24 protein-coding genes are annotated in these 19,409 nt (G+C 72.7%); 14 read left to right on the top strand and 10 right to left on the bottom strand.

From position 1 onward, the window contains the following. Positions 1-75 precede the first annotated feature (75 nt). From NE235_RS11890 to NE235_RS11880, 3 genes are read left to right on the top strand one after another with little or no spacing between them, the layout of a single operon-like run. Positions 76-1,482 (top strand): amino acid permease, encoded by a 1,407-nt coding sequence (locus tag NE235_RS11890; RefSeq protein ID WP_252801890.1) that lies wholly within the window; start codon positions 76-78, stop codon positions 1,480-1,482. Positions 1,483-1,528: 46 nt separating this feature from the next. Continuing rightward, entirely contained in the window at positions 1,529-2,563 is a 1,035-nt protein-coding gene (locus NE235_RS11885) for a YihY/virulence factor BrkB family protein (protein WP_252801888.1), read from the top strand. Positions 2,564-2,586: 23 nt separating this feature from the next. Continuing rightward, the gene (locus NE235_RS11880) at positions 2,587-3,312 is read left to right on the top strand and encodes an MgtC/SapB family protein (RefSeq protein WP_252801886.1); all 726 of its coding nucleotides are present in this window, start codon (positions 2,587-2,589) and stop codon (positions 3,310-3,312) included. Between the two features lie 17 nt (positions 3,313-3,329). On the opposite strand, the gene NE235_RS11875 is transcribed toward NE235_RS11880, so the two are convergent. After that, a complete protein-coding gene (locus NE235_RS11875) occupies positions 3,330-3,713 on the bottom strand; it encodes an STAS domain-containing protein (RefSeq protein ID WP_252801884.1) in 384 nt (127 codons plus the stop codon). A gap of 312 nt (positions 3,714-4,025) precedes the next feature. Further along, positions 4,026-5,303 (bottom strand): APC family permease, encoded by a 1,278-nt coding sequence (locus NE235_RS11870; protein ID WP_252801881.1) that lies wholly within the window; start codon positions 5,301-5,303, stop codon positions 4,026-4,028. A gap of 106 nt (positions 5,304-5,409) precedes the next feature. Here NE235_RS11870 and NE235_RS11865 point away from each other — a divergent pair, with 106 nt between their 5' ends. Beyond that, positions 5,410-5,883, top strand: coding sequence for an Lrp/AsnC family transcriptional regulator (locus tag NE235_RS11865; protein WP_252801879.1), 474 nt, complete (start codon positions 5,410-5,412; stop codon positions 5,881-5,883). A 4-nt stretch (positions 5,884-5,887) separates the two neighbouring features. Here the strand turns inward: NE235_RS11865 and NE235_RS11860 are convergent, their stop codons facing one another. After that, positions 5,888-6,685, bottom strand: a complete 798-nt coding sequence (locus NE235_RS11860) for an ATP-binding protein (RefSeq protein ID WP_252801877.1) — start codon at positions 6,683-6,685, stop codon at positions 5,888-5,890. Positions 6,686-6,833: 148 nt separating this feature from the next. Here NE235_RS11860 and NE235_RS11855 point away from each other — a divergent pair, with 148 nt between their 5' ends. The 5 genes from NE235_RS11855 (at position 6,834) to NE235_RS11840 (ending at position 9,465) form a co-directional block, all read left to right on the top strand. Then, a complete protein-coding gene (locus NE235_RS11855; RefSeq protein ID WP_252801875.1) occupies positions 6,834-7,634 on the top strand; it encodes a helix-turn-helix domain-containing protein in 801 nt (266 codons plus the stop codon). Then, the gene (locus NE235_RS11850; RefSeq protein ID WP_252801874.1) at positions 7,625-7,807 is read left to right on the top strand and encodes a DUF397 domain-containing protein; all 183 of its coding nucleotides are present in this window, start codon (positions 7,625-7,627) and stop codon (positions 7,805-7,807) included. Before NE235_RS11855 ends, NE235_RS11850 begins: the two co-directional genes overlap by 10 nt. Before the next feature lie 113 nt (positions 7,808-7,920). Further along, positions 7,921-8,049: a hypothetical protein gene (locus NE235_RS37310; RefSeq protein ID WP_289848516.1), complete on the top strand. Its 129-nt coding sequence runs from the start codon at positions 7,921-7,923 to the stop codon at positions 8,047-8,049. 272 nt (positions 8,050-8,321) lie between these two features. Beyond that, positions 8,322-8,930 carry a hypothetical protein gene (locus NE235_RS11845; protein WP_252801872.1) on the top strand — a complete coding sequence of 203 codons (609 nt, stop codon included), beginning with the start codon at positions 8,322-8,324 and terminating at the stop codon, positions 8,928-8,930. 337 nt (positions 8,931-9,267) lie between these two features. Further along, positions 9,268-9,465, top strand: coding sequence for a hypothetical protein (locus NE235_RS11840; protein WP_252801870.1), 198 nt, complete (start codon positions 9,268-9,270; stop codon positions 9,463-9,465). Positions 9,466-9,485: 20 nt separating this feature from the next. Here NE235_RS11840 and NE235_RS11835 read toward each other — a convergent pair whose 3' ends face one another. Both NE235_RS11835 and NE235_RS11830 read right to left on the bottom strand, forming a co-directional pair. Continuing rightward, complete coding sequence (locus NE235_RS11835) at positions 9,486-9,881, bottom strand: carboxymuconolactone decarboxylase family protein (protein ID WP_252801869.1); 396 nt, start codon at positions 9,879-9,881, stop codon at positions 9,486-9,488. A gap of 76 nt (positions 9,882-9,957) precedes the next feature. Next, the gene (locus NE235_RS11830; RefSeq protein WP_252801866.1) at positions 9,958-10,848 is read right to left on the bottom strand and encodes a LysR family transcriptional regulator; all 891 of its coding nucleotides are present in this window, start codon (positions 10,846-10,848) and stop codon (positions 9,958-9,960) included. A 106-nt stretch (positions 10,849-10,954) separates the two neighbouring features. Between NE235_RS11830 and NE235_RS11825 the strand changes: the two genes are divergently transcribed. From NE235_RS11825 to NE235_RS11810, 4 genes are all read left to right on the top strand, one after another. After that, on the top strand, positions 10,955-11,812 hold the full coding sequence (locus NE235_RS11825; RefSeq protein ID WP_252801851.1) for an oxidoreductase: 858 nt from the start codon (positions 10,955-10,957) through the stop codon (positions 11,810-11,812). A 109-nt stretch (positions 11,813-11,921) separates the two neighbouring features. After that, positions 11,922-12,434, top strand: coding sequence for a GNAT family N-acetyltransferase (locus NE235_RS11820; RefSeq protein ID WP_252801849.1), 513 nt, complete (start codon positions 11,922-11,924; stop codon positions 12,432-12,434). A gap of 65 nt (positions 12,435-12,499) precedes the next feature. Next, positions 12,500-13,132 carry an alpha-ketoglutarate-dependent dioxygenase AlkB gene (locus NE235_RS11815; protein ID WP_252801847.1) on the top strand — a complete coding sequence of 211 codons (633 nt, stop codon included), beginning with the start codon at positions 12,500-12,502 and terminating at the stop codon, positions 13,130-13,132. Between the two features lie 117 nt (positions 13,133-13,249). Then, positions 13,250-13,672, top strand: a complete 423-nt coding sequence (locus tag NE235_RS11810) for a YkvA family protein (protein WP_252801845.1) — start codon at positions 13,250-13,252, stop codon at positions 13,670-13,672. On the opposite strand, the gene NE235_RS11805 is transcribed toward NE235_RS11810, so the two are convergent. Beyond that, positions 13,662-14,465 (bottom strand): metallophosphoesterase, encoded by an 804-nt coding sequence (locus NE235_RS11805; protein WP_252801844.1) that lies wholly within the window; start codon positions 14,463-14,465, stop codon positions 13,662-13,664. The genes NE235_RS11810 and NE235_RS11805 overlap by 11 nt on opposite strands. 176 nt (positions 14,466-14,641) lie before the next feature. Here NE235_RS11805 and NE235_RS11800 point away from each other — a divergent pair, with 176 nt between their 5' ends. Beyond that, positions 14,642-15,628: an NAD-dependent epimerase/dehydratase family protein gene (locus tag NE235_RS11800; protein WP_252801842.1), complete on the top strand. Its 987-nt coding sequence runs from the start codon at positions 14,642-14,644 to the stop codon at positions 15,626-15,628. An 8-nt stretch (positions 15,629-15,636) separates the two neighbouring features. On the opposite strand, the gene NE235_RS11795 is transcribed toward NE235_RS11800, so the two are convergent. From NE235_RS11795 to NE235_RS11780, 4 genes are all read right to left on the bottom strand, one after another. Beyond that, a complete protein-coding gene (locus NE235_RS11795) occupies positions 15,637-16,002 on the bottom strand; it encodes a cupin domain-containing protein (protein WP_252801840.1) in 366 nt (121 codons plus the stop codon). Positions 16,003-16,078: 76 nt separating this feature from the next. Further along, positions 16,079-17,206 carry a sensor histidine kinase gene (locus NE235_RS11790; protein ID WP_252801838.1) on the bottom strand — a complete coding sequence of 376 codons (1,128 nt, stop codon included), beginning with the start codon at positions 17,204-17,206 and terminating at the stop codon, positions 16,079-16,081. Beyond that, entirely contained in the window at positions 17,203-17,898 is a 696-nt protein-coding gene (locus NE235_RS11785; protein WP_252801837.1) for a response regulator, read from the bottom strand. Before NE235_RS11785 ends, NE235_RS11790 begins: the two co-directional genes overlap by 4 nt. Then, positions 17,895-19,406 carry a hypothetical protein gene (locus tag NE235_RS11780; protein WP_252801835.1) on the bottom strand — a complete coding sequence of 504 codons (1,512 nt, stop codon included), beginning with the start codon at positions 19,404-19,406 and terminating at the stop codon, positions 17,895-17,897. The genes NE235_RS11785 and NE235_RS11780 overlap by 4 nt, the downstream gene beginning before the upstream one ends. Between the last annotated feature and the right edge of the window lie 3 nt (positions 19,407-19,409).

The following is a 19,409-nucleotide window of genomic DNA, read 5'->3' as shown; positions in this document are numbered from 1 at the left end:
CACCGGTAATCACCTCATAAGCTCCTCTGAGCCTGTGGTGGAACGGTCCAGGCGCGTTAGCGACAGGAGGGGTAGATGGCGGACAAGAGCCTCCAGAAGGGGCTGAAGAATCGTCACGTCGGCATGATCGCCATCGGTGGCGTCATCGGGGCGGGACTGTTCGTCGGGTCGGGAGCCGGCATCCATACCACCGGGCCGGCGATCCTCGTGTCGTACGCCATCGCCGGTCTGCTCGTCGTCCTCGTCATGCGGATGCTCGGCGAGATGTCCGCCGCCTCCCCCGACACCGGCTCCTTCTCGGCCTACGCCGACCGCGCGATCGGCCGCTGGGCCGGCTTCACGATCGGCTGGTTGTACTGGTGGTTCTGGGCGGTCGTCCTGGCCGTCGAGGCGACGGCCGGCGCCAAGATCGTGCACGGCTGGATCCCGTCCCTGCCCCAGTGGCTCCTGGCCCTCATCCTGATGGCCCTGCTCACCGCCACCAACCTGTTCTCGGTCGGCTCGTACGGCGAGTTCGAGTTCTGGTTCAGCTGCATCAAGGTCGTCGCGATCGCGGTGTTCATCGTGCTCGGCGTCCTCGCCGTCTTCGGGCTGCTCCCCGGCACGCACGCCGTCGGCATGAGCAACCTGACCGGGCACGGCGGCTTCTTCCCGCACGGGTACGGCGCGGTCATCACCGGCCTGCTCACCGTCGTCTTCGCGTTCATGGGCAGTGAGATCGTCACGATCGCGGCGGGCGAGTCCCAGGACCCGGGCCGCGCCGTGACCCGCGCCGTGAACAGCGTGATCTGGCGGATCCTGGTCTTCTACCTCGGCTCCATCGCCGTCGTCATCACCCTGCTGCCCTGGAACGCGAGCAACGTCGCCAAGAGCCCCTACGTCGCGGTCCTCGACCGGATCGGCATCTCCGGCGCCGGCACGATCATGGACGTCATCGTCCTCACCGCCGTGCTGTCCTGCCTGAACTCCGGTCTCTACACGGCCTCGCGCATGGCCTTCTCGCTGGCCGAGCGCGGCGACGCGCCCAAGGTGTTCGGGGCCACCACCGCCCGCGGTGTCCCGCACGTGGCGATCTGGGTGTCGGTGGCCTTCGGGTTCGTCGCGGTCATCTTCAACTACACCAGCCCCGACACCGTCTTCCTGTTCCTGCTGAACGGCTCCGGCGCGGTCGCGCTGTTCGTGTGGAGCGTGATCGCCGTGTCCCAGCTGCGGATGCGCCGCCGCCTGGAGCGGGAGGCGCCCGACCGCCTGCTGGTCCGCATGTGGCTGTTCCCGTACCTCACCATCGCGACGATCGCCGGGATCGCCGCGATCCTCGTGACGATGCTGTTCGACGACAGCGGCCGGCCGCAGGTGCTGTGGTCGGTGGTGGTCGCCGCCGTCGTCCTCATCGCCGCGTTCATCCGCCACGGCCGGTCTCGTGCCGCCGAGACCGGTGCCGCCGAGACCGGCGGGACCGCGGCGGTGACCGCGAAGCACTGACCCGTGCGCGCATAGCTCACGTCAGGCGGGAATACACCGGTCCGTGATGAGTGGTTCCCGTAAATCGGCCGCCGGCACCCGCGAGACCGACACCCCCGAGACCGACACCCCCGAGACCGAAACCCCCGATAACGAAGCCCCCGAGAAGGAGGCGCCCGAGCCCACCGACCTCGGCATCCGCTGGTGGTGGGCGGCGCTGCGCCGGACCGTCGGCGAGGTGCAGCGCGACGAGCTCGTCGACCGGGCGGCGTCCCTGACCTATTACGGCGTCCTGTCGGTGTTCCCGGCGCTGCTCGTGCTGATCTCGCTGCTCGGCCTGGCCGGCAAGGACACGTTGCAGCAGCTCATCAACGAGCTCGGCAAGGCCGCCCCCGGGCCCGTCCGCCAGCTGGCGATCAACGCGCTCACCGAACTGCAGCACGGCGCCGGCATCGCCGGGGTCGCCGGGCTGCTCGGCCTCCTGGTGGCACTCTGGTCGTCCTCCGGGTACGTCGCCGCCTTCATGCGGGCCTCGAACGTCGTCTACGACGTGCCCGAGGGCAGGCCGCTGTGGAAGACCCTGCCGATCCGCCTCGGCATCACGATCGTGATGCTCGTCTGCCTGACCGTCACGGCGGTGACCGTGGTGGTCACCGGCGGCATCGCGCGCCGCGCCGGCGACCTGATCGGCGCCCAGTCCGTGGCCGTCACCGTCTGGGACATCGCCAAGTGGCCCGTGCTGCTGCTGGTTGTGAGCTTCATGTTCGCGCTGCTGTACTGGGCCTCCCCCAACGCCAAGCAGGGCTTCCGGTGGGTCAGCCCCGGCGGCCTCCTCGCCGTGTTCCTCTGGCTGATCGTCTCGGTCGGGTTCGCCCTCTACGTCGCGAACTTCGGGTCGTACAACAAGACGTACGGCAGCCTGGCGGGCGTGGTCGTGGCGCTGATCTGGCTGTGGATCTCCAATCTCGCCATCCTGCTCGGCGCGGAGTTCAACGCCGAACTCGAACGCAGCCGGGCCATCAAGGCCGGGCATCCCGCGAGCGAGGAACCGTACGTCGAGCTGCGCGACACCCAGAACATCAAGGACGACGGCCTCTCCTGAGCCGCGCGAACTACCCTGGAACGGTGCCTCCGGGCTTCGTCTCCGGCCTGCCGGCCGGCCAGGGATGGGCGCAGATCGGCGAACTGGCGCTCGCCCTGGTGCTGTCGGCCGCGATCGGGCTCGAACGCGAGATCCGGCACAAGAGCGCCGGACTGCGCACCCATACCCTGGTCGGCTTCGCCGCCGCCTTGATCATCCTCGTGTCGAAGTACGGCTTCGGCGACGTCCTGGGGCCGCACGTCAGGCTGGACCCCTCCCGGGTCGCCGCCGGGATCGTCTCCGGCATCGGCTTCATCGGCGGCGGCCTGATCTTCGTGCGGCGCGACATGGTCCGCGGGCTGACCACCGCCGCGATCGTCTGGCTGACCGCCGCCGTGGGCATGGCGGCGGGCGCGGGGCTCTGGCTGCTCGCCGTCCTGGTCACCGCGGGCCACTTCCTCGTGGTGTTCGGGCTGACGCCGCTGGCCGCCCGGCTGCCGCGGTCGAAGTACGCGCCGTCGCGCCTGCGCCTCGCCTACCGCAGCGGGCGCGGCGCGCTGCGTGAGGCCCTCGCCCGGTGCACCAGCCGCGGCTTCACCGTCAGCGAGCTCTCGGTCGAGGACCGGGGCGACCACGACGATCCCCGCGTCGTCTCGGTCTGGCTGTCGGTGCACGGCACCGGGCCGGTCAACGAACTGGCCGCCCTGCTCTCAGAGATCGAGGGCGTCGTCGCGGTCTCTTCCGACGACGCCAACGTCCCACGGGAGTGACGCCCGCCCGGACCGGGTCACTCCTGCGACGTGGACGTACGGTCGCCGCCGTGCGGGTGCTGCTCGAGCGCGTCGCGGACCGTCGGCTTGATCGGGATGGTCTGGTCGACGCCCGACATCTGCAGGAGCCGCGCTATGCGGTCAGGCACCGCCGCCAGCGTGAGCGACCCGCCGGCCTCACCCGCCCAGCGGTGCAGCATGATCAGGGCGCTGAGCCCGCTGGAGTCGCAGAAGGGGACCCCGGCCAGGTCCAGGATCAGGTGCGGATGACCGTCGCCGCACGCGCCGCGCACGGCGGTGCGGAAGCCACCGCTGGTGTAGAGGTTCAGCTCGCCCGTCACGGTGACGACGGCGATGGGCCCGCTGACGTCGGTGACCTCGACGTCCAGATCCTTCACCATCCGGCACCTCTTCCCTGGGCGATGTTCCTGCCGATGATAGGCCAGGGGCTTCCCCTGAGGGGCCGCCCTACACTCTGACGGCCGCGGCCGACGGGACCCGCCACAGAAATCTCGGGGACCGGGAACAAGGACGCCGCGTACCCCGTTACACCCACCGTGGCCGATGTGCCTGGTGTCCCCGGGCCTCATCTATCGCCTTCGCGGAATACCGTTCGGCTGGAGCCGCGTTGTGCTTTTCGCCGAGAGGCGACCCGCACATCGGTACACATGCTTGGGCGCCCCTGCCGGATTTCCGGCAGGGGCGCTGTGCGTTCATCGGCGGCGGGCGGCCAGGGCGCCCGCCGCCAGCACGACGGGCAGGAGCAGGTAGGCGCCGCACGACAGCAGCACCAGGCCGGTGAAGGCGGTGGCCACCGCGGCGAGCGTCCGGCCACGGCGGTCCGCGCGGGGCAGGAGTCGGAAGGCCGCGGCCATGCCGACGACCGTGACGGCGGCCAGGCAGGCGGAGGTGGCCCGCATCAGGGTGTCCAGCCCCAGCCCGTACGGAACGGCGACCGCGGTGACCAGGCCGGTGAGCACCGCCAGCAGTCCCAGGCTGCGGTGCGGCACCCGCCCCGGCCCCTCCCCTTTGGCGAGGGCTGCGGGCAGGGCCCCGTCACGGGCGAGGGCGGCGCCGAGCCTGGCCCCGCCGGCGATGTAGGTGTTGACGGCGATGAAGCTGAGGATGACGGCGGCGACCCCGGTGGCCGCCCGCGCCCCGCTCCCGATGCCCTCCTGCAGGAGCAGGGCGAGCGGGACCGGTGAGGTGGCGGCCCGTCCGCCGAGGACACCGAGCACGGTGACCACGAGCCCGAGGTACAGCACGCCCACGATGAGCAGGGTCAGCGTGGTCGCGCGGAGCATCGACCGGCGCGGGTCGGCGAACTCCCCGGACAGGTGGCTGGCCGCCTCCCAGCCCGCGAACGCGAAGAACAGCACCCCGGCCGCGTGCACCACGCCGAGCGCGCCGTGCGGGGCGAACGGCGTGAAGTTCGCCGACGACACTCGCGGTCCGGCCGTGACGATGGCGGTGGCCAGCAGGACGGCCAGCCCGCACACCAGGACCAGCTGCACCCGGCCGGACATGCGCAGCCCACCGTGGTTGGTCGCGAACGCGGCCGCCAGCAGCCCGACCGCCACCACCACCGCCCAGGCGTGATCGAGACCGACGGCGGACGTCACGTAGTCCCCGCCGATGAGCGCCCCGGCCAGCGTGCCCACCGGAACGATGCCGTAGAACCACCAGCCGACGATCGCCGCGGCCCGCGGCCCGAACGCCCGCCCGGCGAACGTCGCGACCCCGCCTCCGTCGGGATACCGGGCGCCGAGCGCCGCGAACGTCAGCGCCACCGGCGCGCTCAGGGCGAGCAGGGCAGCCCAGGCCAGGATCGAGGCGGGCCCGGCCGCCGCCGCGGCCAGGTGCGGCAGCGCCAGCACGCCGGGCCCCAGCACCGCCCCGACGAACAGCGCCGTGCCCTGGGCGGTGCCCAGCCGGTGCTCGCGTGCCGGGGCGATCGGCCCCGCCGGCGCGTCCCGTGTCGACAGCGTCACGCCTTCTCCCCCTTGATCGAACGAACCGCCTCGACGCTAGCCATTCGACCGGCATAAACGGGGGTCAACCGAACGTTCGTTTGGAATCAGGGCCAAGATTGCGGTCATGGACGAACTGGACGTTGAAATCGTGCGCCTCCTCCAAACGGATGCGCGGCAGTCCAACCGCGAACTGGCCCGCCGGCTCGGCATCGCCCCCTCGACCTGCCTGGAGCGGGTACGCGCGCTGACCCGCCGCGGGGTCATCCGCGGCTACCACGCCGACATCAGCCTGGCCGCGCTCAACCGGGGCGTACAGGCCCACGTGTCCGTGAAGCTGCGTGTGTCCAGCCGACCCTTCATCGACGCCTTCCAGGAGTTCGCGTCCCGGCTGCCCGAGGTGCTGAGCGTGTTCGTCATCTCCGGCGACGACGACTTCCTCCTGCACGTGGCGGTGCAGGACCTGGACCGCCTGCACGCGTTCCTCATCGACCGGCTGAGCAAGCGCCGGGAGGTCGCCGGATTCCGTACCTCGGTGATCTTCCAGCAGGTCCGCAACCCCGTCCTCGACCGCCTCGACGACCCTCCCCCGGCCCCCTGAGGCGCTACCGGCGGCCGTCCTCCGGTACGGCGTCGAGGTCGGCGCAGTGACGGACGATCCGCTCCACCACCTCGACGCGGTCGTACGGCGAGTGGCGCACGACGCCGAGACCGGGCGCGCGGTAGGAGATCGACCCTTCGCGCACCCAGACGTGCATCCCCGCGCGAACGCAGATCACGGCCATGCCGTAGCCGATGGCCAATTGCAGCGGGCCGAGTCCCCGCGCGGCGAGCAGGGCGTGGATCTCCTCCGCCGCCCGCCGCGCCGTGCACGCGCACGGCGTGACCAGCCCGGCCGGTACGGGCACGGTGAAGTACACCGCCTTCCCCGGAACCGGCCCGGCGCCCAGCCGCGACCGCGTCCGGTACATGCCCCACTCGCCGCCGTATTCCGCGGTCAGCGCGTCCACCACCTCGAAGCCGCGCCCGCCCTCGGCGTACGGCGGCGGCCGCAGCCGCCCGTCCGGCACCGGCCCGTGCCACGGCGCCGAGTCGTAGACGGCGAAGACCACCTCCGGCCGTACCCGCCACCGCACGTACGCCCACAGCTCCGGCAGCCCGGCGATCGGCGGGCACGCCGGGACCACCCCGCCGTACGCGTGCACGTGGACGTTGGTCGCCAGCTCGGAGAGCGCGACGGCCGCGTCGTACGCGACGACGGCGGGCATCCGCAGCTCACCGAACACCGCCCTCAGCACACCCCGCGCGAAGCGGGCCCCTGTCGGGCCCGGAGGAAGGGGCCAGGCCGCGCACCCGCCGGCCGGGACGACCTTCGGATCGATGCCGCCGATCGCTGTCACCATGCTCACCTCGCCGTCCGCCTGCCGAAATTCCTTTCCACAGCCTCGCCAACGGACCTCACTTTGAGTAAGGACTCGCTCTACACTCCGTTACATCTCGGCCAACCGGCCCTCGCCGGTTGCGAACACCAGCCAACGGAGGTAGCCCCCGATGCCGCGCCGCCCGAATCCCCTCGACCCGTCCTCGTCCCCGCTCGCCCTCTTCGGCGCGGAGCTGCGCCTCCTGCGCGAGCGCGCCGGCCTGACCCAGGACCAGGCCGGGACGAAGGCCAACTACAGCGGCACCCACATCGGCGCGGTCGAGCGCGCCGAGGACATGCCACTCCGGAATTTCGCCGAGCGGATGGACGACGTCCTCGACGGCGGCGGCGTCCTGCTCCGCCTCTGGGACGGCCTCCTCAAGCGCAGCGTCCACCCACCCTGGTTCGACTGGCCCGTCCACGAGTCCGCCGCCGGCCTGCTGCGCAGCTTTGAGCTGGCCGTGGTGTACGGCCTCCTCCAGACCGAGGCGTACGCGCGAACGCTGCTGCACGGCGACGAGCAGAAGGTCCGCGCCCGGCTGGCGCGCCAGGAGGTCCTCCGCCGCGCCGAGCCGGATCCGCCCTACCTCGCCTGCGTGCTAGACGAGGCCGTGCTCTGGCGTGACGTCGGCGGCCCGGAGGTGATGCGCGAGCAGCTCCAGCACCTGGTCGCGGTCGTCTCCGAGAGGATCAGCGTGCAGATCCTCCCCTGCGGGGCGCACCGCGGCGTCGCCGGATCGTTCGTGCTCGCGACCGTCGACGACCGGCGGGACGTGGCGTACGTTGAAACGGCGGCGCGCGGGATCACGACGGGCGAGCCGGCGGACCTGGCGGAGCTGACCGAGCGGTTCGAGTCGATCCGGTCGCGGGCGCTGCCGGTCGACCAGTCCCTCGACCTGATCACGAGGACGGTGAAGGAACGATGGAGCTGACCACCACCCCCGAATGGCGCACGTCCACCCGCAGCGGCGACAACGGCGGTAACTGCGTCCAGGCCGCCATCTGGCGCAAGGCGAGCCGCAGCGCCGACAACGGCGGTAACTGCGTCGAGGTCGCCGTGCTGCCGGTGGCCGCCGGAGACGCGACCCGCGTCGACCGGGCTTAGCGCGATACCCGCGAACCTTCACGGGATTGGGGTGACGTATCGGCCGCTGTCTCGGGTTCCTGGGAGCGGGCGGGGACGAGCGAGCGGCCGGCCGTACCTTTCCACAGCCGGGGGTGGAGTCTTCATCGGCCGACCTCCTTGTCCGTCCCCGCCGCTACCTCGAGCCGCACCTCACCGCCCTGCTCGGCTTCTACCGAAACGCGGCCGAGCTGGGCCTGGCCGTCGTCCTGTGGTGGGACTGACCCGCCCAGCGGGACGAAGGGCGACATCCGAGCCGATCGGCACCGAACCTCGCCGTCGTTGTTGCCGCGGCGAACCCGGCTTTCCGGACACCCGACCGTCAAAGCCGACGGCAATGTGGCAACAGGGGCGGCGAAGCGCCCGCGGCGAACGCCGGTGGGTGGAGCGCGAATCATCAGAATTCGCCGCTTCGAGCAACTTCGTTGGCCTGGCGAGCATCTCCTCTCATGATCATGGGTTTTCACCGCACGCAGTCGAACCCGGGGAGAGACCGATGCAGAGCAAGAGCCGACGAAAGTCGCGGGTGCGGATCGTCGCGGTGGGCTGCGTAGGAGGTGCCGTCGCCATCGGGGCCGCACTCGCGCCATCCAGTTCGGCGCCGGCCGCCACGGTCGACGCCGCCGCCCGGGTGACCGCGAACGCGTCGACCACCGCCGGCGTCCCCACGCCATCCCCATTCCCGGCGACCGCTGCGCCGCGGCCGTCCGCCGCTGACGCGCGGCGCTGCGCCGCGGAGCACGGGAAGTACCACGGCACGGTGCTGGGGAGGTTCCCCGTCGCCGGTGACATGGGGGCGCCGAAGGGCGAACGAGGGGGCACCCTCGTCATCAGCCGGTCCGCCGCGTGCGGCACCGCCTGGGCCGAGGTACAGAAGGAGGGCAGGTACCAGGGGGCGTACGGGACCACCGTCTGGGTCGCCACCTATGCCGACACGCCCACCGACCACTGGAAGGTGGCCGAGAACGAGGTGGACGCCGTTGCCGGCGGTGTTCTGCCCACGAAGGCGGTGCCCGCACTCGCCCACGGGCGGATCGAGGCGGAAGCCGGCTGGGCGGGGAGTCGGTTCAGTTTCAACAGCCCGGTCCCCAGCGTCCGGTACTGAGGCCGCCGCCCACCGCCCGGACGGCCCTGTCACGCTCGGGCATGGCCCGCCCACAGGGGGCGGGGCGTCGCTTCCAGGCCCGTCTACCTACACGAGAATCTTCTTTCCTCTGTAGAGACCCCTCGAAGACAGCAGGCCACCCCGAGAGGCGTTCTGCCGCATTCGCCCGTTTCCTGTCGCCGAGGTAGGGCCATAGCCGTGCCGGGACGCTGCCGCACCCGGTTATGAAACCGTAAAAATCGGCGTTCCTGAGAACTTCGGTGACTCTTCGAGCATCATCACTGTCAAGCGAACGATCAAGAGCGCTCGGTGCGCTTCGTATTCGGGGAGAGAGCCGGTGAGGACCAAGAACCGCCGCAGGTTGCCGATGCTGATCGCAGCGATGGGCGTTGTGGGCGTCGCCGTGGCCATCGCGACCGCGTTCGCCCCCGCGCGGCCGACGCCCGCCTCCGCGGCGAAGGCCGCCGTGACGGGCTCACACCGCGTGGGCATGCGACCAGCGGTCCACCCCGCCCAGTGGCTGCACCGCCGCTGACCCGGCGGGCCGGCACGGCCTCACATCTCGACGGGGAGCAGGTCGCGTTCGGCGAAGACCTTCTTCGCGACGAACGTCGCGTTCAGGGCGCGCGGGAAGCCGCAGTAGCCGGCCGAGTGGAGCAGGGCCTCGACGATCTCCTGCGGGGTCAGGCCGACGTTGAGCGCGGCGTTGATGTGCACCTCGAGCTGGGGTTCCGCTCCTCCGAGGGCGGTCAGCATGCCGAGCGTCACCAGTTGCCGGTCGCGCGGGGCCAGGCCGGGGCGGGCGTAGATCTCGCCGAATCCCCAGGCGACGATCTGGTGGGCGAGTTCGGGCGAGATGTCGGCCAGGGAGTCGACGACCCTCTGCCCGGCCTCGCCGTCGACCTGCCGCAGGACGTCCAGGCCGTGCTCGTACTTCTCTTCGCGGGTCATGGGGACTCCCTGGTCCTTCGTCGCGGGCGGCCGGTTCCGCCCGGCATGTCCAGGACGGTAGGCGTTCGAGCGCGCTCTAACGCAAATCCGGCGCGGTGAGTTCGCGGACGACGTCGACGAAGCCGAGAGTCAGGGGGTCGTCCGCTCGGTCCGGCCAGGCCAGCGCGACGCGGAGCGGTTCCACGTCGCTGAGCGGCACCCAGGCCAGGTCGGGGCGCGCGTAGTACCGCGTCATGCTCGTGGGCGCGAAGCAGATCGCCGCGCCCTCGGCGACCTGTTCCAGCATCTCCTCGACGTTGTCGTTGGTCGGGCCCCAGCGGGGGGCCGAGCCGTCCGGCCGCGGATTGACCGCCCACCAGTCGACCCACGCGCGGGGTGCGCGTTCGGTCCACATGAGAGGCTCGTCCTTGACGTCGAGGATCGACAGGTCCGCGCGGTCGGCGAGCGGGTGGGCCGCGGGCAGGCCGACGAGCCTCGGCTCGGTGTGCACGAGTTCGCTGCGCATTCCCGTCAGGTCGGCGGGCAGCCACACGAAGGCGACGTCGACCCGGCCGTCGCGCACGGCGGCCGCCTCCTCGCCCCAGTCGAACCGCTTCGGCTCGACCCGTACGCCCGGGTGACGGCGGGCGAACTCGGCGCGGGCGCGCGTGGTCAGCTCACCCGCGCCGCTGGCCTCGAATCCGACCCGCAGCACGCCCGTGGCGTTGCGGCGGTGGCGTTCGGCGGCGGCGGTGACGCGGTCGGCCTGCTGGAGCGTACGCCGGGCCTCGGCGAGGACGTCGCGTCCGGCGGCGGTCGCCGTGACGCCTCCGGCGTGCCGGTCGAACAGCCGCACACCGAACTCCGCCTCCAGATTTTTGAGGGCGTACGAGAGCGCGGGCTGGCTGACGTACAGCCGCTCGGCGGCCCGGCCGAGGTTGCCCTCGTCGTCGATCGCGATCAGGTACCGCAACTGCCGCAGCTCCACGCTGCGATCATAAGCCGTCTTTATCGCTTGAGTGATCTTCTGTCTTGGACGCCGCACCGCACCCGCTGCATGAATGAGGCATTCCCTTTCGACAGGAGTTCGTGAGATGAGCGTTGAGAGCACGCGTACGGCGAGCGGCCGGGTGTGGCTGATCACGGGGGCGTCCTCCGGGTTCGGCCGGGCGATCGCGGAGGCGGCACTGGCCGCCGGTGACACCGTGGTGGCCGCGGCCCGTAAGCCGGAGTCGCTCGACGACCTGGTCGCGGCGCATCCGGACCGGGTGAGCGCCGTCCGGCTGGACGTCACCGACACGGGGCGCATCGCCGCCGTGGTCGCCGAGGTGATGCTCTGGTACGGCCGGATCGACGTCCTGGTGAACAACGCCGGGCGCAGTCAGATCGGTGCGGTCGAGGAGACGACCGACCGGGAGTTCCGTGACCTGATGGAGGTGCATTTCTTCGGGCCGGCGGCGCTGGTCCGCGCGGTGCTGCCGCACATGCGGGAGCGGCGTTCCGGCGCGATCGTGCAGATGAGCTCGATGGGCGGGCAGTTGTCGTTCGCCGGCTTCGGCGCGTACTCGGCGACGAAGTTCGCACTGGAGGGCATGTCCGAGGCCCTGGCCGAGGAGGTCGCCCCGTACGGCGTCAAGGTGCTGATCGTCGAGCCGGGCGCGTTCCGTACGAGCCTGTTCGGCGGCGCGCTGTACCGGTCGGCCGCGATGGACGCCTACGCCGAGACGGTGGGCCCGACCCGCACCATGGCGGAAGGGGCCAACGGTAATCAGCCCGGTGACCCGGCCAAGGCCGCCGCCGCCATCCTGACGGCGCTGGACGCGGAGAACACCCCGCTGCGGCTGCCGCTGGGCAACGACGCCGTGGACGCGCTCGTCGCGCACGCCGACGCCGTCCGGCGGGAGCTCCAGGAGTGGGAGCCGGTCTCGCGCGGCACCGACTTCGACGCCTGACCTCCCCTGCCTGGCGCGGGTGTCACGCCGGACGGCCGCCGGACCCGTCGGCCGCGATTTCGTCGGTGGCCGCCGTTACGGTGAGCGGCGGTCACCGGGAGGGGAAGGCATGGCGCACAGCACCGCATCGCAGGTCGTGATCGAGCCGTGGGGCGAGGGGGACCTCGACCTGCTCCGGCGCGTCAACGCGCCGGAGATGACGGAGCACCTCGGCGGGCCGGAGAGCGAGGAGAAGGTGCTCGACCGGCACCGGCGCTACCTCGCCCTCGACGAGCCCGGCTCCGGGGCGATGTTCCGCGTCGTCGCACTGCCCGAGGGGGAGGCGGTCGGCACCATCGGCTACTGGGAGCGCGAGTGGCGCGGCGAGACCGTGTACGAGACGGGGTGGAGCATCCTGCCGGAGTTCGGCGGCCGGGGGCTGGCGACCGCCGCGGGCCGGCTCGTCATCGAGCGGGCCCGCGCGCAGCGGCGGCATCGGTTCCTGCACGCGTACCCGTCCGTCGACCACCCCGCGTCCAACGCGATCTGCCGCAGGCTCGGCTTCACACTGCTGGGGGCGTGTGACTTCGAGTACCCGCCGGGGCGTCCGATGCGCTGCAACGACTGGCGGCTGGAGCTCTGAGCCCGGCGATCCCGGCCGGGCACATGATCGAACATGCGTTTGAAGGCGATGCGTACACTGCGGATATGACCAGCGCTTTCCAGGCGTCGCTGCTCGACTCCGACGACGAGATCGAGCTGCGCCCGCTCGGCCCGTCGGTGCGCCGGACGCCGCTCGACCACGGTGCCTGGATCGACCTGCGCCGCGGCTGGGTCACCGGAGCCGACACGCTCTTCGAACGGCTCCGGGACACCGTCCCGTGGCATGCCGAGCGACGGCACATGTACGACCGGGTGGTCGACGTGCCCCGGCTGCTGAAGTTCTATGACGAGGGCGAGACGCTGCCCGATCCGGCGCTCGACACGGCGAGGCGGGTGCTCGACGCGCACTACGCCGCCGAGCTCGGGGAGCCGTTCCGCACGGCCGGGCTGTGCTTCTACCGCGACGGCCGTGACAGCGTCGCCTGGCACGGCGACACCATCGGGCGGGGCAGCACGCAGGACACGATGGTGGCGATCGTCTCGGTCGGCGCGCCGCGCGCGCTGACGCTGCGGCCGCGCGGCGGCGGGGGCCGGACCCTGCGGTTCGAGCTCGGTCACGGCGACCTGATCGTGATGGGCGGCAGTTGCCAGCGGACCTGGGAGCACGCCGTGCCCAAGACCGCCCGGCCCTGTGGCCCGCGCATCAGCATCCAGTTCCGTCCGCGAGGGGTCCGCTGAGGCCCGTACGACGTCTTACTCCCGTACGACACCCGCCGAGCATCACGTGCCCGCGGCCCGAATAGGCGGGCGAAAGCGGGAGATACTCGCTGGTGTCCCCGATCCCTCGGAGGAGAAATGGCCTGGCTCGGCGCCCTCATCCTGTTCGCCGGCGCGATTCTGACCTTCGCCGTCGGCGGTGACATCGGGGCCCTCGACATCCGTACGCTCGGCGTCGCCGGGATGATCGTCGGTGGTGTCCTGCTCATCGCCGGGATCCTGCGGCTCCGCCGCCGTCCCCGGGCCGCCGGGCGGAGCACGCCCGCCCGCGTCGTCCGGGGCGGCGTGCAGGCGCGGGTGCAGGACCGGGTGTACCGGACGAGCAAGGGCAAGATCGTCGCGATGGTCGCCGTCGTCGTCTACATCCTCTCCCCCGTCGACCTGGTCCCGGACGTGCTCCTGCCGGTCGGCATCATCGACGACGCGACGGCGTTCACCTGGCTGCTGTTCGCGATCGGCCAGGAGGTCTCCCGCAAGCGCCGGAGCACCCTCAGCTCGTGAGGCCCGGGCGGGCGTCCCCGGCCTCCTCGCCGGGGGCGTCGACGACGACGCGGTAGTGCGTCGTCAGGCGTCCCTCGTCATCCAGGACGTGGAAGGCGAACGCCGGCGGGATCTCGTGATCGACGAGGCCGTCCGTGCCGTCCGTGCCCGTCTCCCAGGGCAGCCGGATCGTCGAGACGACTCCCGGCGCGACGAGCAGCGGCCGGCCCGCGAACGTCGTCGCCGCGGCGGTGTGGGCGTGGCCGCAGACGAGGGCGGCGATGTTCGGGTGGCGGGCGACGATTCCCGCGAGCCGGTCCTCACCGAACTGCCGGATCCCGTCGACGTACGGGCTGTGCAGCACGACGGGCGGGTGGTGGAAGGCGACCAGGACCGGCGTGGTGGGCGGCGTCTCGGCGAGCACGCCCTCCAGCCAGGCCAGGGTCTCCTCGTCGAGCCGGCCGTCGCCCCGGCCCGGGATCGAGGAGTCGCACAGCGCGAACACGGCGCCCGGTGTGCGGTGCACCCGGTTGACCGGCCCGTCGCCGCCCGCCTCGCCGAGCAGCACCGTACGGAACGGCGCGCGTACGTCGTGGTTGCCCGGGCAGACGAACACCGGGTGACGGGAGGCCAGGAGTTCCCGCGCCTCCTCGTACTCGGCGGGCAGCCCGTGGTCGGTGATGTCCCCGGTGACCAGCACGGCGTCCAGGTCGTACGGCAGCCGGTCGAGATGGGCGAGGACGGCGCGCGTTCGCGCGGCGGCGCGCGGACCGCCGTCCAGGTGCGTGTCGCTGAGATGGGCGAAAACGATCACATCGCGACCGTACGGGCCGGAATCGGGATGGTCCAGGCCCACTTCGGCTCCGGCCGCGGGCGTCCAGTCGCCGCCCGGAGCAATGGCCGGACGGCCGGACATCGCGGTTCTTACGGAATGCGGACGGCCCGCCGCCGTCCCGGCCCGATCCGCCCGGCCGCGGTTAGCGTGCGGGCATGCGCGTACTCGTGACCGGCTCGGCCGGGTTCATCGGATCTCACATCGTCGAGTTGTTCCGGGAGCACGGCCACGAGGTCAGCCTGCTCGACCTGCGGTCGGGCGAGGACGTCCGCGACGCCGCCACGGTCGCGCGGTGCCTCATCGGCGTGGACGCGGTCTGCCACCAGGCCGCCAAGGTGGGGCTGGGCGTCGACGTGTCCGACCTGCCCGCCTACGCCGCGACGAACGTCCTGGGCACGGCCGTCCTGCTCGCCGGGATGGCGGGGGCCGGTGTACGGCGGCTCGTGCTCGCGTCCTCGATGGTCGTGTACGGCGAGGGCGCCTACGACTGCCCGGAGCACGGCCGGGTACGGCCCGGCCCGCGCGCCGAGGAAGACCTGGCGGCCGGGTGGTTCGAACCGCGCTGCCCGCTGTGCGCGGAGGTCCTGACGCCGGGCACCGTCGGCGAGGACGCGCCCGTCGATCCCCGGAACGCCTACGCCGACTCCAAGCTCGCCCAGGAGCACCTGGCGGCGTCGTGGGCCCGGGCGACGGGCGGGGTCGTGCTGGCGCTGCGGTACCACAACGTGTACGGGCCGCGGATGCCGCGCGACACCCCGTACGCCGGTGTCGCCGCGATCTTCCGCTCGGCCCTCGAGCGCGGAGAGGCACCGCGCGTGTTCGAGGACGGCGGGCAGCGCCGCGACTTCGTCCACGTGCGCGACGTCGCCCGCGCGAACCTCCTGGCGCTCGAGACGGCCGCGCCGCGCCCCGGCGGGTTGCGGGCGTACAACATCGCCAGCGGCGAGCCGCGTACGGTCGGGGAGATGGCGGGCGCGCTGGCCGCGGTGTACGGCGGGCCCGATCCGGTCGTCACCGGCCAGTACCGGCTCGGCGACGTGCGCCACGTCGTCGCCTCCCCGGACCGGGCCCGTACGGAGCTCGGCTTCCAGGCCACGGTCCCCTTCCAGGACGGCATGGCCGAGTTCGCCGCCCGCGTCTGAGGCCGGTCTCAGCTCACGGGAAACTCGATCTCGGCCGTCTGGCCGGCGGTCAGAAGGAAGTACCCGAGGAACGTCACGCCCTCGTCGCGGGCGTCGAAACGGGCGATCCGGGCGCCCTCGGGCTCGTAGAACACGTCGCCCGGGCCGAGCACGGATGCCGCCTCGCCGTCGATCTGATAGATCACCGACCCGGTCTCGACGCTGCCGAACACCGGGCCGTTGTGCACGTGCAGCCCCGCCGCGTGGCCGGGGGCGATGGTGATGCGCCGGACCTCGACCCGGCTCGTGGCCAGCGGCGCCGGCAGGGGCTGATCGAGCACGGTCGAGCGGGTCACCGGCGGGACGTCTTCCGCGGTCATGTCATGGTCGGTCATGCGGTGATTGTACATACCAGTAGGTACAGAGGTCGCCCGTCGTCGCAGAGCGCGGACCGCGCAGGTCAGACGCGGGTCAGACGCCGAGCGGGAGCCGGACCACGAAGCGGCAGCCGGCGCCCGCGTTCGAGACGCCGATCTCACCCGCGTGCGCCTCGACGATCCCGCGGGCGATGGCCAGGCCGAGACCGGCCCCGCCGCCGGGCGTGCGCGCGGCCTCACCACGGAACGCCACGTCGAACAGGCGCGGCAGATCCTCGTCCGGGATCCCGCCGCAGGCGTCCGACACCGCGACGTACGCCATGCCCTCCTCGGCCCCCGCCACGATCTCCACGCCACCGTCCTCCGGGGTGTGCCGGATCGCGTTGACGACGAGGTTGCGCAGGGCACGGCCGAGTTCGGCGGCGTCCACCTCGACGGGCAGAACGCCGTCTGCCTCCCCGCGCAGCCGTACGCCCTTCGCCCGGGCCAGCGGCTCCGTCCCGGCGACCGTCTCCGACACCAGGTCACTGAGCCCGACCCGCTGCCGGGACAGCCGCAGCGCTCCGGCGTGGATCCGGGACAGCTCGAACAGATCGTCCACCATCGCGGTCAGCCGGTCGGTCTCCGCCCGGATCTGCGCGTGGTACTGCCGCACGGTGACCTCGTCGGCCACGACCTCGTCCTCCAGCGCCTCCGCCATCGCCCGCAGCCCGGCCAGCGGCGTGCGCAGGTCGTGGCTGACCCAGGCGACGAGCTCACGGCGGCTGGTCTCCAGGGCGCGTTCACGTGCGCGGGCCGCGTCGAGCCGCTCGTACGCGGCGGACAGCTCCGCGCCGAGCTCGGTGAGCTCGGCGGGCAGCCGGCGCTCCGGCGGGCCGAACCGGCCGGTCTCCCCCGCCGCCCGGACCGACGTCAGCAGCGACCGGGTGCCGCCGATGAGCCGGTGGCCGAGCAGCAGCGACACTCCGAGGCCGACGAGCCCGCCGATCGCGGTCACGGTCAGCGCGACGGACCGGTCGTGGTCGCTGATCAGCATCTTCAGCGTGATCGCCGCGATGCCCGCCACGGTGGCGAGGACGGTCGCGGCCGAGACCACGGCGAGCAGTACGGTGATGGACCGCCCGCGCAGCGCGTACAGCGCCGCGACGCCGGCCGCGCCCACGAGCAGCGCGGCACCGGCGGCGTACGCCACCACCTCGGCGAACGCGGTGAAAGGAATCATGTGAGTGGCTCGAATCGGTAGCCGACACCCCAGACGGTGAGGATCCGCCGGGGCGCCGTGGGGTCTTGTTCGATCTTCTCCCGCAACCGGCGGACGTGGACGGTCACCGTCGACGAGTCGCCGAACTCCCAGCCCCAGACCCGCTGCAGCAGGTCCGCGCGGGTGAACGCCTGCCGGGGATGGCGCATCAGGAACGCCAGCAGGTCGAACTCCCGCGCCGTCAGCGAGATCTCGGCGCCGTCGAGCCGCACCTCGTGCGCGGCCGCGTCCACCGTCAGGTCGCCGTCGGTGATCGTCTCGCCGGTCGGTGCGAGCGCGCCACGCGCCCGGCGCAGCACGGACTTGACGCGCAGCGCCAGCTCACGCGGGCTGAACGGCTTCGTGACGTAGTCGTCCGCGCCCGTCTCCAGCCCGATGAGCCGGTCGGTCTCCTCGCCCAGCGCCGTGAGCATGACGATCGGCACCGGCCAGCGTTCGCGGAGCCGCCGGCACACCTCCAGACCGTCGATGCCGGGCAGCATGAGGTCCAGGACGACTAGGTCCGGAGGACGCTCCTCGGCGGCGCGCAGCGCGGCGTGCCCGTCGGCGACGCAGACGACCTCGTGCCCGTCGCGGAGAAGGTAGCGGGACACGACATCGGCGACGGTCGGGTCGTCGTCGACCACGAGCACGCGCCCGGTCTCGGACCTCACCACGGCGACCTCACCAGCGCCTCGATCGTCAGCGCGGTCACGGCCTGCGCGAGGAGCAGCGTACGGGCGGGCGGCCGGTGCACGGCGCACGCGACCGCCGCCCAGGCCGCGTACGGGATCCAGATCCGCTCGACCTCCCCGCGGGTGACGCCGGACACGTCGAGCGCGACCATCCCGATCAGCGCGGCGGCGACGAGCACGCCGAGCCGCCCACCACCGAGTCGCCCACCACCGGCCGGAGCCGCCCGGCGGACCATCGCGCGAGCGAGGGGAACCGCCCGCCCGAGCACCGTGGGAAGGGCCATCGCGGTCGCGGGGCCGATCAGCAGCGCGAGCACGGACAGGTCCCCGAGCAGGAAGTAGGCGTACGGCCGCGCGCGGGCTCCCCCACCCGCCGCCCAGGCGGCATGCGTCCCCGCCACGCCCGCGAACCAGTCGAACCCCGCGAGCGTGAAGGCGGCCGGAACGACCACGAGCCCCCCGGCCAGCGCGCCCAGGACGGCACGGCGCGGTCGCGTCAGGACGAGGACGGCGAGCGGCAGCGCGAACACCGGAAGCAGCCCGTAACTCAGGTACGGCAGCGCCCCCAGCAGCAGCCCGCCCGCGAACGCGCCGCCCACCGCCCGGAACCACCCGGCGGGCCGCGCGCCGGGCCGCTCGGCGGGCCCCGTGACGGACGGCCCGGCGAACCGCGTGGCGGGCTGCTCGGCGGGCCGCGTCGCGGCCATCGTGATGAGCGCCACGGCCCAGGCCGCGACGCCGAGGAACAGGGCGTCCACGCTCGTGGCGACCCACAGGGCCGTGGGCGCGAGAACGAGGAACGGGACCGCGCGGCGGGCCGCCTCGGCACCGGCCAGCCTCCGGACGGTGACCGCGATCGCGGCCGAGGCGGAGCCGCCCACCCCGATCACCAGGGCCGCCGCCCAGCCCGCGTCGCGCAGGCCCGCGTACCGGAGCGCCCACAGGATCAGGGTCGGCAGCGGCGGGTGGCCCTTCACATGCGTGGGGTACGCCTGCATGTTCCGCGCGAAGCCACGCAGCCAGCGCAGCGGGTCGTCACCGACGGCGGGCAGGCCGGCCAGGTACTCGGTCGGCGCGGTGAGGGGGCGGGCCAGGCCGTCCGGCAGTTGCAGCACCACCGCCCACAGCACCGAGCCGAGCCACGCGACGATGAGCAACACCGCCCAGGGCAGCCGCCGCGCCGCGACCGGCAGGACCGCGACCGCCGCGAGCGCCAGGGCCGCCGCGGGCAGCAGCGGGCCGAGCAGCAGCCGGGGCGCCGCGTGCAACGGCGGGAACCGGTCCACCGGCAGGTGCCCGGCGGAGCGGAGGACCGCACCCACCGCGAACCCGGCCAGGATGATCCCGATCCACGCCGCGAGGGCCGTCCGGGTGTGCCGTCCCGCATCCTCGCCGAGCCGCCCGGCGGCCGGGTCCGGTTCGGCGGGCGGGCCGGCCGGCCGCCTCCTCCGGCCGGGCGACCTCACCGGCGCACTGAAGCTGATCACGCT

The sequence above is a fragment of the Actinoallomurus spadix genome, assembly GCF_024055725.1.
Classification (GTDB): Bacteria; Actinomycetota; Actinomycetes; order Streptosporangiales; family Streptosporangiaceae; genus Actinoallomurus; species Actinoallomurus spadix.
The sequence above is the reverse complement of the archived record's forward strand: the minus strand, read 5'-3'. Positions and strand labels throughout refer to the sequence as shown.